The 13,887-nt window shown below is 65.5% G+C and carries 6 protein-coding genes; 4 read left to right on the top strand and 2 right to left on the bottom strand.

Going from position 1 to position 13,887, the window contains the following annotated elements; genetic code table 11:
* Positions 1–316: 316 nt before the first annotated feature.
* Complete coding sequence (locus tag LX81_RS01540; protein WP_111535515.1) at positions 317–3,418, bottom strand: efflux RND transporter permease subunit; 3,102 nt, start codon at positions 3,416–3,418, stop codon at positions 317–319.
* Entirely contained in the window at positions 3,415–4,503 is a 1,089-nt protein-coding gene (locus LX81_RS01535; protein WP_146259377.1) for an efflux RND transporter periplasmic adaptor subunit, read from the bottom strand. Before LX81_RS01535 ends, LX81_RS01540 begins: the two co-directional genes overlap by 4 nt.
* A 510-nt stretch (positions 4,504–5,013) precedes the next feature.
* Here LX81_RS01535 and LX81_RS01530 point away from each other — a divergent pair.
* The 4 genes from LX81_RS01530 to LX81_RS01515 all read left to right on the top strand — a co-directional run bounded on the left by LX81_RS01530 (position 5,014) and on the right by LX81_RS01515 (position 13,843).
* Positions 5,014–6,972 (top strand): alpha-1,4-glucan--maltose-1-phosphate maltosyltransferase, encoded by a 1,959-nt coding sequence (locus LX81_RS01530; protein ID WP_111535513.1) that lies wholly within the window; start codon positions 5,014–5,016, stop codon positions 6,970–6,972.
* Positions 6,972–10,280: a maltose alpha-D-glucosyltransferase gene (gene treS / locus LX81_RS01525; protein WP_111535512.1), complete on the top strand. Its 3,309-nt coding sequence runs from the start codon at positions 6,972–6,974 to the stop codon at positions 10,278–10,280. The genes LX81_RS01530 and treS overlap by 1 nt, the downstream gene beginning before the upstream one ends.
* Positions 10,281–10,539: 259 nt before the next feature.
* Positions 10,540–11,523 carry a TAXI family TRAP transporter solute-binding subunit gene (locus LX81_RS01520; protein WP_111535511.1) on the top strand — a complete coding sequence of 328 codons (984 nt, stop codon included), beginning with the start codon at positions 10,540–10,542 and terminating at the stop codon, positions 11,521–11,523.
* A 70-nt stretch (positions 11,524–11,593) separates the two neighbouring features.
* A complete protein-coding gene (locus LX81_RS01515; RefSeq protein ID WP_111535510.1) occupies positions 11,594–13,843 on the top strand; it encodes a TRAP transporter permease in 2,250 nt (749 codons plus the stop codon).
* The last annotated feature ends 44 nt before the right edge of the window (positions 13,844–13,887 follow it).

The raw sequence follows: 13,887 nt of genomic DNA, 5'->3' as shown, positions 1-13,887 counted from the left end.
TCAAATGCACCTTGGGTGATTGGCACCGGTCCCACGTTCCATCTGAACCTGGTGTGCGCATCGTCGGTTCTCCTAGCGACAACGCATTGGCGCGTGCGCGAACGCCACCGGATCGGAACGCATGGACGTCGCCGGGGCCACGGCCTTCAAAGATAACGCAATCCTATCGATCAGACTGGCAGAGCTCGGCGCAACTTATATCATGGTAGCCTGTCTTGAGGTACGCCTTGGCCTGGCGCCCGACCGGTCTGGGCTCGTCCAACTTCCAATGTTTTGACGATTGCACGGTCCGGGACCCGTCAGGCGTCGCGATTACCTAACCCGATTGCGGCCCCGGCACCGCGCCATCGGCATCGAGCGCGGACTGCGGATCGGAGGGGTCCCGCGCCTCCTCCGGATCGCCCTGAAGGAGATCGTAGAGGACCGGCGTGAGGAACAGGGTCATCAGGGACGCGCCGAGAAAGCCGCCGATGATGACGATGCCGATGGAGAACCTGCTTTCCGCCCCCGCGCCGCTCGACAGGATCAGCGGCACGGCGCCGAGGATCGTGGAGGCGACCGTCATCAGAATCGGCCTCAACCGCACGGCGGACGCCTCGATTACCGCCTCCCGCACCTTGTGGCCACGCTCCCGAAGCTGATTGGCGAATTCGACGATCAGGATGCCATTCTTCGCCGTCAGCCCGATCAGCATGATCATCCCGACCTGGGTATAGATGTTCACTGCCTGATCGAGTGCCAGCAGCGTCAGGAGTGCGCCGGCCGCGGCGAGCGGCACGGAAAGAAGGATCACGACGGGCAGCACGAAGCTTTCGAATTGCGCGGACAGAACCAGAAAGACGACGAGGAGCGCCAGTCCGAAGATCACGCCGATGCCACCCGATGTTTCCTCGTAACTCTCCGCCTGCCCGGAATAGGCGATGCTCATGTCCGTCGGCATCTCGGCCGCGATCCGCTCGACCTCCGCGATGGCCGTGCCCAGATCGACGCCGTCGGCCAGGGAGGCGGAGATTTCCACCGAGGGCTGGCGGTTGAACCGCGTCAGCTCCCGCACCGTGGCACGGCGCTCGAGTTCGACGAGGCCGTCGAGCGGCACGAGGCCGCCGGATCCGGTCCGCACGTTCAGCCCGCGCAGATCGTCGGGAGAGGCGCGCAGGTCGTCGGGGGCCTGCAGGATCACCGGATACTGCCGGTCCTGTGCGATGAAATCCGTCACTTCGGCCGAGGCGAGGAAGAACCTCACGGTATCGGAGATCGCCTGGACATCGACGCCGATCTGCCGCGCCAGGTCGCGATCGACGGTGATGTCGTATCCGGGCGTGTTCGGCGCGTAGGACCGTCGCACGCCGGTAAGATCCGCGCTCGCGCGCAGGCGATCCTCCATCTGTGCGGAGTACTCGGCGACCGCGTCGAAGCTCGGGGCGGTCACGATGATCTCCAGCCCCGATCCGCTGCCCGCATCGAGGCCCGAGGGCGCGAAGCTGCGGATGTCCGCCAGCGTGATCGCGTCGAAACGTGGCCGCAATTCGGAGATCAGTTCCCTAGGACCGATATCGCGGTCGGACCACGGGGGCATGTTCACGACGACGAAGGCTTGGCCCGTTTCGCCGTACCGGCCGACGATGGAGATGACATTCTCGACGAGGCCCTCGTCCACGTAGGGCTGGAGAAGCGCCTCCACCTCCTTCGTCGCCGCATCGGTCAGCCCGAGGGCCGATCCGGGCGGCCCCTCGATCGAGACGAAGAAGGTCCCTCGATCGGCCTCCGGGACGAGCTGCGAGGGGAGGTGCTGGTAGAGCGCCCAGGACATGCCCGAGAGCGCCGCCGCAATGCCGAGAACGACATAGGGCATCCCGATCGCCCGGGTCAGCACGGACCGGTAGGCGTTCGTGATGCGCCGCGTCGCGCCCCTTACGAGCCTCGTGAAACGGCCCGGCGTCTTGTCATGCGCCAGCACGAAGCTCGCGATGACCGGGCAGAGCGAGAGGGCCACGAAGGTCGACAGCGCCACGGCGATGGCGAGCGTCACGCCGAACTCGCTAAAGAGCCGACCGATCTCTCCGGGCAGGAACGACAGCGGCACGAAGACGGCGATGAGGGTCGCGGACGTGGAGACCACCGCGAAGAAGACCTGGTTCGCCCCGGTGATCGCCGCCTGCCGCGGCGGGTCGCCCTCCTCGATACGGCGTTCGATGTTCTCCAGCACCACGATAGCGTCGTCGACCACCAGCCCGATCGCGAGGATCAGGGCGAAAAGGGTGAGGACGTTCACCGAATAGCCCGCGATCCACATCCCCGCGCAGGCCCCGAGAAGCGCCACGGGGATGGTGACGGCGGGCATGATCGTCGCGCGGACCGAGGTCAGGAACAGGTAGATCACCGCGAGAACGACGACGACGGCGATGCCGAGCGTGCTGAGCACCTGGTAGATGGAGGCGCGAATGTATTCGGCATCGTCGGAGACGACCTCGATCTCGGTCCCCCGCGGGAGATCCCGTCGGACGTTCTCGAGCTCGGCCCGGACCGCGTCGGATATCTCGAGCGTGTTGGCCGCGGATTGACGCAGCACCTCCATGCCGATGGCGGTCTCTCCGGTCGAGCGGAAGAGGCTGTCGTCGTCCTCGACCCCGAGTTCCACATCGGCCACGTCCCCGAGGGTGATCCGCCCTGCATCGGTCTGCGCCACGATGAGGTCCTCGAACTCGGCGACGTCGCCAAGCCGCGTTTCCGTCCTAAGGAGATAGGTGCGCGACGCGCTTTCGAGCCGACCGGCGGGCAGACGCAAATTGTTGGCCTCCAGCGCATCGGCAATGTCGCCGGGCGTCACGCCACGCGCAGTCATGGCGTCGGGCCGCAGGCGAATGCGCATCGCATAGGGGCGGTCACCGTTCAGCGAGACCAGAGCGACGCCGGCCAGCGTCGCGAGCCGGTCGACGACGAACCGGTCGGCATAGTCCGTCAGGGCGGGCGCCGACATTGTCTCGGAGGTCAGCGTCAACCTCATGATCGGACTGCCTTCGGAATCGTTCTTCTCGACCTCCACCTCCTCGGCCTCGTCCGGCAGGTCGCCGATGACGGCCTGAACCGCGGCGCGCACGTCGGCCGCCGCCTGGTCGATGTCGCGCCCCTGGAGGAAGGTGATGACCGTTCGAAGACCGCCCAGTTCCGAGGATGTGGAGATTCGGTCGACACCGGCCACGGACGACACCGCGCCGTCGATCACCGTGGCAAGCTCGCTGTCGACCACGTTGGGGCCGGCGCCGGTATAGGGAACGGAGACCTCCACCTGCGTGGAGGCGATCTGCGGCAATTCCCGCACCGGCATCCGAAGGAGCGCCGCGATGCCCGCGACCACGATCAGGATCGACAGGACCGTGGCGAGAACCGGCCTTCGCACGCAGAGGTCGGGAAGGGTCATTCGAGCTCCCCTCCCGCGTCATTCCCGTCGATGGTCACCTCGGCGCCGTCGGACAGGCCGTCCCAACCGGCGACGACCACCTGATCCTCGGCCGACACCCCTTCGACGATCTCCGTCATCTCGCCCAGCGACGCGCCGATCCGGACGTCCTGACGCCGGGCGGTGCCGTCCTCCACCACGAAGACATAGCTCGTCAGCCCCTCGCCGATGATCGCATCGTCCGGCACGACGAGCCCTTCCGACGACCCCAGGACCAGTGTCGCGTCGGCGAACATTCCACCGGCCAGCCGCCTGTCGGCATTGTCGATCACTGCCCTGATGTCGAAGGACTGCGAAGTCCGGTCGATCTCTGGCGATCTGACGCTGAGCCGGCCTTCGAAGGTCCGGCCCGGATAGCTCGGCACGACGACCCGCAGGATCTGCCCCGGCGCCGCCTTGTCGAAATGCCTTTCCGGGATCGAGGCATCGACCTCGACGCGGCTGACATCGACCAGCCGCATGACGACCAGACCGGCCTCGACGAAGGCGCCGGGTTCCAGATCGACGATGCCGAGAATTCCGTCAAAGGGCGCCTCGATCAGACGGTCCTCGAGATCCGCCCGCGCGGTCATGACCCCGGCCTCGGCACGTCCGTAGGCCGCCTCGGCCGTCTCGAGCCGCGTCTCCGCGATCGTGCCCTCGCTCGACAATTCCCTCTGTCTCAGGACGTCCTGGCGCGCCGCCGAGAGCGTCGCCTCCGCGTCCCTCAGCGCCGCGCGTTCCGCCCTGTCGTCAAGCCTGATCAGGACATCGCCGGACGCGACCGCCTGGCCGGAGCGTACGGGCACCTCCGTCACGCGGCCGGAGACGGACGGCGCGATATCGACCGCCCTGATGGGCCTGATCGACCCGACCGTATCGACGTCGTCATCGACCATCCGGACGTCCGGCGACGCCACCCTGACGGGCGTGGGATCCCCGCGGCGATCCTCTTCGGCCTCGGCAGAGCCGCTCCGGGACAGGAGATAATCCGTCCCGTAGAGCCCTCCGGCACCAAGCGCCGCGGCCACGATCAATCCAACGGCGGCTTTCAGGGTCGGTGTCATCGTGAGGAACTCCGGCACGGGGGACGCCGTGAAAGCTTAGGTTCATTCGCGCCGATGTCGCCATCGAAGGAAGCGGCCGTCGGTCACCATCGCGGCACTACTGCTTTTCTGCCCAGCAATCCTGTGTTCGAAAATCGGTCTCCGCCGACAATCAATCGCGAACCGCGTCGGTCTGCCAGCGGGTGACCGGACGATACTTGTTCCCCAGAACGCTTGATGCCGGCGAGATCGGCCATCCTTTCGAACGAACGGCGCTTCGTCGGTTCCCAAAATCATAGCCAGAACGTCCTAGGCAGAACTCCAAGGTGGGATTTGCGCGGCCTGCCGGACCTTTCCTCGCGCAGTACGGGTGCCAGCGGGCCGTGTCGTATCGCGCGTGAACGGCCCATGCAGCGGTGCGTTGCCGCCCCTTGGAAGCGCGATCCGTGGGCCGAAGGCGGAACAGAGATGGCGGAGGCCACGTTGCCGCGTCACAATGGGCAGTTGCAAGACGACGGGAAAGGACCGGGCATGCCGCCGCGCAAGAATGACACCGGACGAGATCTGAAGGATCTGGCGAAGAGCCGATTGGTGATCGAGGCGATATCGCCGCGCATCGACGCGGGGCGTTTTGCGGCGAAAGCCGTGGAGGGCTGGCCGTTCGCCGTGGAGGCGGACATCTTTTCCGACGGCCACGAGGTCATCGGTGCGGCAGTGCGGGGAGCGGATGGCGCCGAAACGCGCATGGCGTATCTCGACAACGACCGCTGGGGCGCGGAAATCGCCTTCGCACAGGCCGGCCCCTCCTCCTACTCGGTGATCGCCTGGCGCGATCTCTGGGGGAGCTGGGCGCGCGACACCCGCAAGAAAGTCGATGCCGGGCAGGACGTGACCGTGGAAATCGAGGAGGCACGCCAGATCCTTGCGGCGACCAAGGCGCCCAAGGATCGCGCCCCGGAACTCAAGGCGCTGCGGCAGGCCGCGAGCGCAGGTGAAATCGAGACGCTGCTCGCGACCGAGAGCGCGGTCGTGATGGGGGAAATCGGTCCCCGGGCGAACACGACGAGTTCCGCGCCCGTTCCGATCTGGGTCGACCGCGAGCGGGCGGCATTCTCCGCCTGGTACGAGCTCTTTCCCCGCTCCACCGGGCCGGAAGGGCAACATGGCACCTTCCGCGACGTGATCGAGCGTCTGCCCTATGTCCGGGATCTCGGCTTCGACGTACTCTACTTCCCACCGATCCATCCGATCGGCACGACGAACCGAAAGGGCAAGAACAACTCCCTGAAGGCGGAGCCCGGCGATATCGGGTCGCCCTACGCGATCGGCTCGCCCGAGGGCGGGATGATGGCGGTCCATCCCGAGCTCGGCACGCTCGAGGATTTCGACGCCCTCGTTGCGGCGGCATCCGAGCACGGTCTCGAGATCGCGCTCGACATCGCGCTCAACGCGTCCCCCGACCATCCCTGGATCGAGGAGCATCCCGACTGGTTCGAGCGTCGGCCCGACGGGTCGATCAAGTTCGCGGAGAACCCGCCGAAGAAGTACGAGGACATCGTCAACTTCCGCTACTACAACGACAACGGCACGCCGAATGCCCCCTTCTGGGAGGCGGTGCGCGACCTCTTCCTCTTCTGGGCCGGACACGGCGTGCTGAGTTTTCGGGTCGACAATCCCCATACGAAGCCGTTCCCGTTCTGGGAGTGGATCATCGCGGAAGTGCGGGCGCAGTATCCGGGCGCGATCTTCCTCAGCGAGGCCTTCACCCGGCCCAAGGTGATGAAGCGGCTCGCAAAACTGGGCTTCAATCAGAGCTATACCTACTACACCTGGCGCAACACGAAGTCGGAGCTGACCGATTACCTGACGGAGCTTACGACGGAGGAATGCCGCGACTACATGCGGCCGAACTTCTTTACCAACACGCCGGACATCAATCCGGTCTTCCTTCAGACATCGGGCCGTGCCGGGTTCCGCACCCGTCTCGTCATGGCGGCGACGCTCGCGGGCAATTACGGCATGTATTCGGGGTTCGAGCTCTGCGAAGGCGCGGCGCTTCCCGGACGCGAGGAATATCTCGATTCCGAGAAATACGAGCTGCGCCACCGCGATTTCGACGCGCCGGGCCACATCAAGACCGACATCCGGATGATCAACCATCTGCGGCAGACGGAACCGGCGATGCGGGACTTCCGCAACCTGCGCTTCTTCAACGCCTTCGAGGATCGCGTGCTCTATTACGCGCGGTTCGACCCCGCCTCGCGGAACTACCTGCTGTTCCATGTGCTCATCGATCCCCTGAACCCGGCGGAGTTCCAGTTCGAGGTGCCGCTGTGGGAGTTCGGACTGCCCGATGACGCCGCGATCGGGGTGACCGACATGCTGCAAGGCAATTCCTTCGACTGGTGGGGCAAGTTCCAGACGTTGCGCCTCCATCCCGAAGAACGGCCCTATGCGATCTGGAAACTGACGCCCGGAGAGACGATCTGATGACCGAGATGGACAAGGGGCTCACGGCCTCGGAAACGATCACCAAGGCGGACTGGTACAAGGACGCGGTGATCTACCAGCTCCACATCAAGGCCTATCAGGATTCGAACGGCGACGGGGTGGGCGATTTCCGCGGGCTCATGCAGCGGCTCGACCACATCCAGGAACTGGGCGCGACCGCGATCTGGCTCCTGCCTTTCTATCCCTCGCCGCTCCGCGACGACGGCTACGACATCTCCGAATACAAGTCGATCAACCCCTCCTACGGCACGATGGAGGATTTCGAGACGCTGGTGGAGGAAGCCCATCGGCGGGGCCTGAAGGTCATCACCGAGCTCGTCATCAACCACACCTCCGACCAGCACGAGTGGTTCCAGCGCGCGCGGAACGCGCCGAAGGACAGCCCCGAGCGCGACTTCTACGTCTGGTCGGACGATCCGACGAAGTGGATGGACAAGACGCGGGTGATCTTCAACGACACCCACGACAGCAACTGGACGTGGGATCCGGTGGCGGGCCAGTTCTTCTGGCACCGCTTCTTCGACCACCAGCCCGACCTCAACTTCGACAACCCCGCCGTGCTCGAGGCCGTGCTCGATGTTATGCATTTCTGGCTCGACAAGGGCGTGGACGGCCTCAGGCTCGACGCGATCCCCTATCTCGTGGAGCGCGACGGGACCAACAACGAGAACCTGCCGGAGACGCACGAGGTTCTGAAGGCGATCCGCGCCGATCTCGACAAGCATTACGACGGCAAGATGCTGCTCGCGGAGGCGAACCAGTGGCCCGAGGATACCCGCCCCTATTTCGGGGAGGACGGGGACGAGTGCCACATGGGCTTCCACTTCCCGCTGATGCCGCGGATGTACATGGCGGTCGCGCAGGAGGACCGCTACCCGATCACCGACATCATCCGCCAGACGCCCGCGATCCCCGACCAGAGCCAATGGGCGATCTTCCTGCGCAACCATGACGAACTCACGCTCGAGATGGTGACGGACCGGGAGCGCGACTATCTCTGGGACTTCTATGCCTCGGACAAGCGCGCGCGGATCAACATGGGGATCCGCCGCCGCCTTGCGCCGCTGCTCCAGAACGATCGCCGCAAGATCGAGCTTCTGAACTCTCTCCTGCTCTCCATGCCCGGAACGCCGATCATCTATTACGGCGACGAGATCGGGATGGGCGACAATTACTATCTCGGTGATCGCGACGGTGTGCGCACGCCGATGCAATGGACGGCGGACCGCAACGCGGGCTTTTCGCGTGCGCTCCCGCAGGAACTCTATCTCCCGACGATCCAGGATCCGGTCCACGGCTATCAGGCGATCAACGTGGAGGCGCAGCAATCCTCCTCCACCTCGCTTCTTAACTGGATCAAGCGGATGATCGGCGTGCGCCAGCGCCACGAGGTCTTCGGTCGCGGCGAGATCGAGCTTCTCTATCCCGCCAACCGCAAGGTCCTCGCCTATCTGCGGCAATCCGGCGACGAGACCGTCCTCTGCGTCGCCAATCTCTCGCGCCAGGCGCAGGCCGCGGAAATCGACCTTTCGGGCTATGCCGGACGGGTGCCGATCGAGATGACGGGCCAGTCGGCCTTTCCGCCCGTGGGCTCGCTGCCCTATCTGCTGACGCTGCCCGGCTATGGCTTTTACTGGTTCCTGCTGGCGGACGAGGAAGTCGCCCCATCATGGCATACGCCTCGCACCCAACCGCTGCCTGATTTCCTTACGCTCACGACGCGCGACGGCACATTGTCGGGCGCCCTCGCGGACCGCTCCGCGGCGCAGTTCGTGTCGCAGACCCTCCCCAATTATCTGCCCCGCCAGCGCTGGTTCGCCGCCAAGGACGCCAAGATCGAAGGGGTGGAGCTGCATCAATTCGCCGAGATGGGCGAAGGACAATACCTGCTCGCCGTGGCCGACGTCACCGTCGCGGGGGGAATCCAGCGCTATTTCCTGCCGCTCGCTGCGGTCTGGGGAGAGGATGCGCTGACCGCCACGTCGCGCCTCCCCGCGACGCTCGCGAAGCTCCGGCGCGCCAATCGCGTCGGCGCGATCCTCGACGGGACCGTCGACGAGGCGATGGCAAACGAGCTTCTCGATGCCCTGCGCGAGGGCCGGACGATCGAGTCCGGTGATGGCCGGATCGCCTTTGCCCGTACCGACAGGAGCACGGAGATGCTGGCGGAACCGGGCGAGCCGCGGCTGATGTCGGCGGAGCAGTCGAATGCCTCGATCGCCTTTTCCGATAAGGTCATCCTGAAACTCTACCGTCGCCTGCAGGAGGGCGTGCAGCCAGATATCGAAGTGGCGCGCTTCCTCACCGAAAAGACGGACTTCACCGCCAGTCCCGCGCTCCTCGGCACGATCGACTGGACGCGCGACGACGGCACGACGACCACGCTTGCGGCCGCCTTCGAATTCGTCCGCAATCAGGGCGACGCCTGGACGTACGTGACCGAAGCCCTCGACCGCGATCTTGAACGGCGCGGGATGGGCGGTCACGATACCGATCCCTCGGCACAGGAAGATCAGCCGCTGCTCGGCGGCCCCGTCGATATCGGCGAAGTCCTCGGACGTCGCACCGCCGAACTGCACCGCGCCCTGGGCAGCGGGGAAACGGGCAGCGCCTTCGCCGCGGAGCCGCTGACCCGCGACACCCTGACCGAACTCGCAGACACTGTCCGCGACGAGGTCGCCGGGACGCTCGACCAGCTCGAGACGCATGCCGACTCCCTCCCGCAGACAAGCCAGGAGCTCGCGCGGGAACTCCTCGAGCGGCGAACCGAGCTTCTGGCGAAGCTCGACGATCTGCGTGAGGGCACTCCGTCGGGCGGCATCAGCCGCATCCACGGCGATTATCATCTCGGCCAGGTCCTCGTAGTCGAGACCGACGTGATGATCATCGATTTCGAGGGCGAGCCGGCGCGATCCCTTGCGGAGCGGACCGCCAGGACCTCGCCGATGAGGGACGTCGCGGGGATGCTCAGGAGCTTCGACTACGCGCTCTGGACAGCCTATCGCCGCCGCATCGAGTTCGGCAGCGACCCCGATCGCACGCTCGCCCATATCGAGACATGGCGTACGGCCACGCAGGAGACGTTCCTCGCCTCCTATCGGGCGACGATGGAAGGCAGTCCGCTGCATCCCGCGGATCCGGAATTCGAGCGTGCCCTGCTCGATCTCTTCCTGATCCAGAAAGCGGCTTACGAGGTAAGCTACGAGATGGCGATGCGGCCGGACTGGATCGCGATACCGCTGCGCGGGCTCCTCTCCCTGCTTGATCGCGGTCGCAGCGACGCCTGAGGATCCTGGTCCCGCACGGGACCGCTCTTTCCGGTCGGAACGAACACCCGGCGCGACGACGCGCCGGGTGTTCGTGTGAGTCTCCACCCAGCAAACCCAGCGAACGGGTCGATTCCGGAACATCCGGCCCCCTGCCGCTGCGGAAGCCAACAAATTCGTGACCCACGAATGTTGCAATGCCGGTATGCAGTGAGGTTCTGTCTCGACACCGGCCGACCCCGGACCTCATTCCCGGTCGGCCAGAATTCTGGAGGAGCACATGAAGACTCAATTCACGATCGCAGCGGCCTGCACCCTCGCAGCCGGTTTTGCCACCGCACAGGAAGCGGACCGCTCGGACTGGCCGTCGAGCTTCACCGTCGGCACGGCGAGCCAGGGCGGAACCTATTTCGCCTATGGCTCCGGCTGGGCGAACCTCGTCGGCGACGAGCTCGGCATCTCCGGCGGGGCGGAAGTCACCGGCGGACCCATGCAGAACATGGCACTCGTCCATACCGGCGATCTCGCCTTCGGACTGACGACGCTCGGGCCGGCACGCGAAAGCATGGAAGGGCAGAACCCGATCGCGCCCGGCCTCGCCATGGACAATGCCTGCGCCATCTTCCCGATGTACCAGACGCCGTTCTCGGTGACCGCCCTTTCCGCATCTGGCATCGACAGCATCGAGAGCATCCCCGACGGCGCACGGATCGGCTTCGGCCCCGCAGGCTCGACGTCCGACACGTATTTCCCGCGGATGCTCGAAGAGCTCGGCGTGAGCTACGAACGGCGCAACGGCGGCTGGTCCGATCTCGGCGGCCAGCTTCAGGACGGGCTCCTCGACGTCATCGCCTTCGCGGCGGGCATCCCGATCCCGGCCGTGAGCCAGCTCGAGGTGCAGACGGATGTGAACATCATCCCCTTCACCGACGAGCAGCAGCAGCAGCTCATCGACACGTTCCCGGTTTCCGAGTTCGAGATCCCGGCGGAAACCTATTCGTCGCTGAGCGAGCCGGCGAATTCCGTGGCGATGTGGAACTTCGCTATCGCCAATTGCGACCTGCCCGAGAGCCTCGTCAACGCCGTCGTCGACGTGGTGATGTCGGACAACGAGCGGATGGTGAACATCCATCGCTCCGCGCAGGCAACGATCCCGGAGAATGCGAGCCAGAACACCGTCCTGCCCTGGCATCCGGGCGCCGCGCGGTGGTTCCGGGAAAACACCGATGTCGAGATCTCCGACGACATGATCCACGGCGGCTGACGCAAAAACTTGATCCGGTTCGGGTCCCGGCGCCGCTTGCCGGGGCCCGTCAGACACTAGGGAGGGCGCGATGGCCGACAGCCAGCGAATAGAAGAAGAACGCGTGATCGCAGAGGGCGTGGACGAGGAGGCGATCGAGGACAATCGTCGCCTGTTCGAGGGCTGGCAGCTGATCGCGATCTCCGTTGCCGCGGGGCTCTACGCCGCGTTCCACATGGCCGCCCTGACCGGCGTGTCGATCTCGAGCATGACGGGGATCTCGATCCCCTTCTTGCCGACCTTCCCGATGGAAACCTGGAACTTCCGCATCGTCCACGTGGCCGGCGCCCTGATCCTGGGCTTCCTGCTCTACGCGCCGAACGCGTTCCCCGACCATGAGGAGGGCGAGACGCGGGTTCTCGGCATGATCGCACTCGTGCTCGCCGCGCCAGCGCTCCTGTCGCTCGGCGTCGCGATCTGGTTTGCCCTGCAGATTTCCGGCGGCGTCATGTGGAACGGGATGGACGCCTCCATCCGCTTCAACGAAATCTGGCTCTACGGTGTCCCGCTCTGGGTCGCGACCGCGGGCGCGACGGCGCTCAGCTGGCAGCATCGGCGCATCCGGTCCGGCTTCGCTGTCCCCGATCTGGTGCTCTGCATCTGCGCCGTGGCCGTGGCCGTCTACCTCATCACGATCTTCGGCACGCTGATGCGCAACTCCACCGGCACGCCCTTCGCGCCCATCGGCATCTCGATGGCCGCGGTGGCGGGATCCGTGCTCATCATGGAGATGACGCGCCGCGTGGCGGGCCTCGCCCTCGTCGTCATCTCGCTCGTCTTCCTCGTCTACGTCTTCACCGGTCAGTACCTGCCGGGCTTTCTCAACTCTCCGCCCATCGAGTGGGGCCGCTTCTTCAGCCAGCTCTATACCGATGCCGGGATCCTCGGGCCGACGACGGCGGTCTCCTCGACCTACATCATCCTTTTCATTATCTTCGCGGCCTTCCTACAGGCCTCGAAGGTCGGCGACTACTTCGTCAACTTCGCCTTCTCGCTCGCCGGAAAGGCGCGGGGCGGCCCGGCCAAGGTGGCGATCTTCGCCTCCGGCCTCATGGGCATGATCAACGGCACCTCCGCAGGCAACGTCGTGGCCACGGGCTCGCTCACGATCCCGCTGATGAAGCGCGTGGGCTACAAGCCCAAGACCGCGGGCGCGATCGAGGCCGCGGCCTCCACCGGGGGACAGATCGTGCCGCCGATCATGGGCGCGGGCGCGTTCATCATGGCCGAGATCACCGGCATCCCCTACACCGAGATCGCCATCGCCGCGATCATTCCTGCGATCCTCTACTTCGTCTCGGTCTACTTCATGGTCGATTTCGAGGCGGCGAAGCTGGGCATGAAAGGGATGCCCGAGGATCAGATCCCGCAGGCCCGCAAGCTGGTGAAGAGGATCTTCCTCTTCATCCCGATCGTGATCCTGATCATCGCGCTTTTCATGGGCTATTCGGTGATCCGTGCGGGCGTCTACGCCACGCTTGCCGCGATGGTCGTCTCCTGGTTCACCGTGCACTGGATGGGACCGAAGCAGGTCGGCAAGGCGTTCGAACTCGCGGGGATCATGTCGATCCAGATCATCGCGGTCTGCGCCTGTGCGGGCATCATCGTGGGCGTCATCAGCCTCACCGGCGTCGGCGCGCGCTTCTCCTCGGTGCTGCTGAACCTCGCCTCGACCTCGCAGCTTCTGGCGCTGTTCTTCGCGATGTGCATCTCGATCCTTCTCGGGATGGGGATGCCCACCACGGCGGCCTATGCCGTGGCGGCCTCCGTCGTGGCGCCGGGGCTCGTTCAGCTCGGGATCCAGCCGCTGGTCGCCCATTTCTTCGTGTTCTACTTCGCGGTTCTCTCCGCGATCACGCCGCCCGTGGCGCTCGCGAGCTATGCCGCGGCAGGTATCTCGGGCGCGAACGCGATGGAGACGTCGACAGCCTCGTTCAAGATCGGCATCGCGGCCTTCATCGTGCCGTTCATGTTCTTCTACAACGCGGCCATCCTGATGGACGGTACGATCCTCGAGATCCTGCGGGCCGCAGTGACCGCGATCATCGGCGTCTACCTGCTGTCTTCGGGCGTGCAGGGATGGTTCATCCTCGGCCGGTCGGGCTGGATCACGCGCATCGCACTGATCCTCGCGGCACTGTCGCTCATCGAGGGCGGCATCCTGAGCGACCTCCTGGGCATCCTTCTCGTAGCCATCGCCTATGGCACGCACCGGATGATGGACGCGAACATCACCGCGCGCGAACTTCTCTCAAAGAACGCCGGCGAAAGCGCGAGCTGATCGCGCCGAGCCTTTGCACGGGCCCCTCTCCCCGGGGGCCCGCG

This window comes from Palleronia aestuarii, from assembly GCF_003253995.1.
In the GTDB taxonomy this organism is placed as follows: domain Bacteria; phylum Pseudomonadota; class Alphaproteobacteria; order Rhodobacterales; family Rhodobacteraceae; genus Palleronia; species Palleronia aestuarii.
Note: the sequence above shows the minus strand (reverse complement) of the source record. Positions and strands in the feature narration are given on the sequence as shown.

What these genes read in the sequence shown, in the direction of transcription:
- LX81_RS01535 (WP_146259377.1), bottom strand. Translation starts at nt 4,503, where the DNA reads ATGACACCGACCCTGAAAGCCGCCGTTGGATTGATCGTGGCCGCGGCG.
- treS (WP_111535512.1), top strand. Translation starts at nt 6,972, where the DNA reads ATGACCGAGATGGACAAGGGGCTCACGGCCTCGGAAACGATCACCAAG.
- LX81_RS01520 (WP_111535511.1), top strand. Translation starts at nt 10,540, where the DNA reads ATGAAGACTCAATTCACGATCGCAGCGGCCTGCACCCTCGCAGCCGGT.
- LX81_RS01540 (WP_111535515.1), bottom strand. Translation starts at nt 3,418, where the DNA reads ATGACCCTTCCCGACCTCTGCGTGCGAAGGCCGGTTCTCGCCACGGTC.
- LX81_RS01530 (WP_111535513.1), top strand. Translation starts at nt 5,014, where the DNA reads ATGCCGCCGCGCAAGAATGACACCGGACGAGATCTGAAGGATCTGGCG.
- LX81_RS01515 (WP_111535510.1), top strand. Translation starts at nt 11,594, where the DNA reads ATGGCCGACAGCCAGCGAATAGAAGAAGAACGCGTGATCGCAGAGGGC.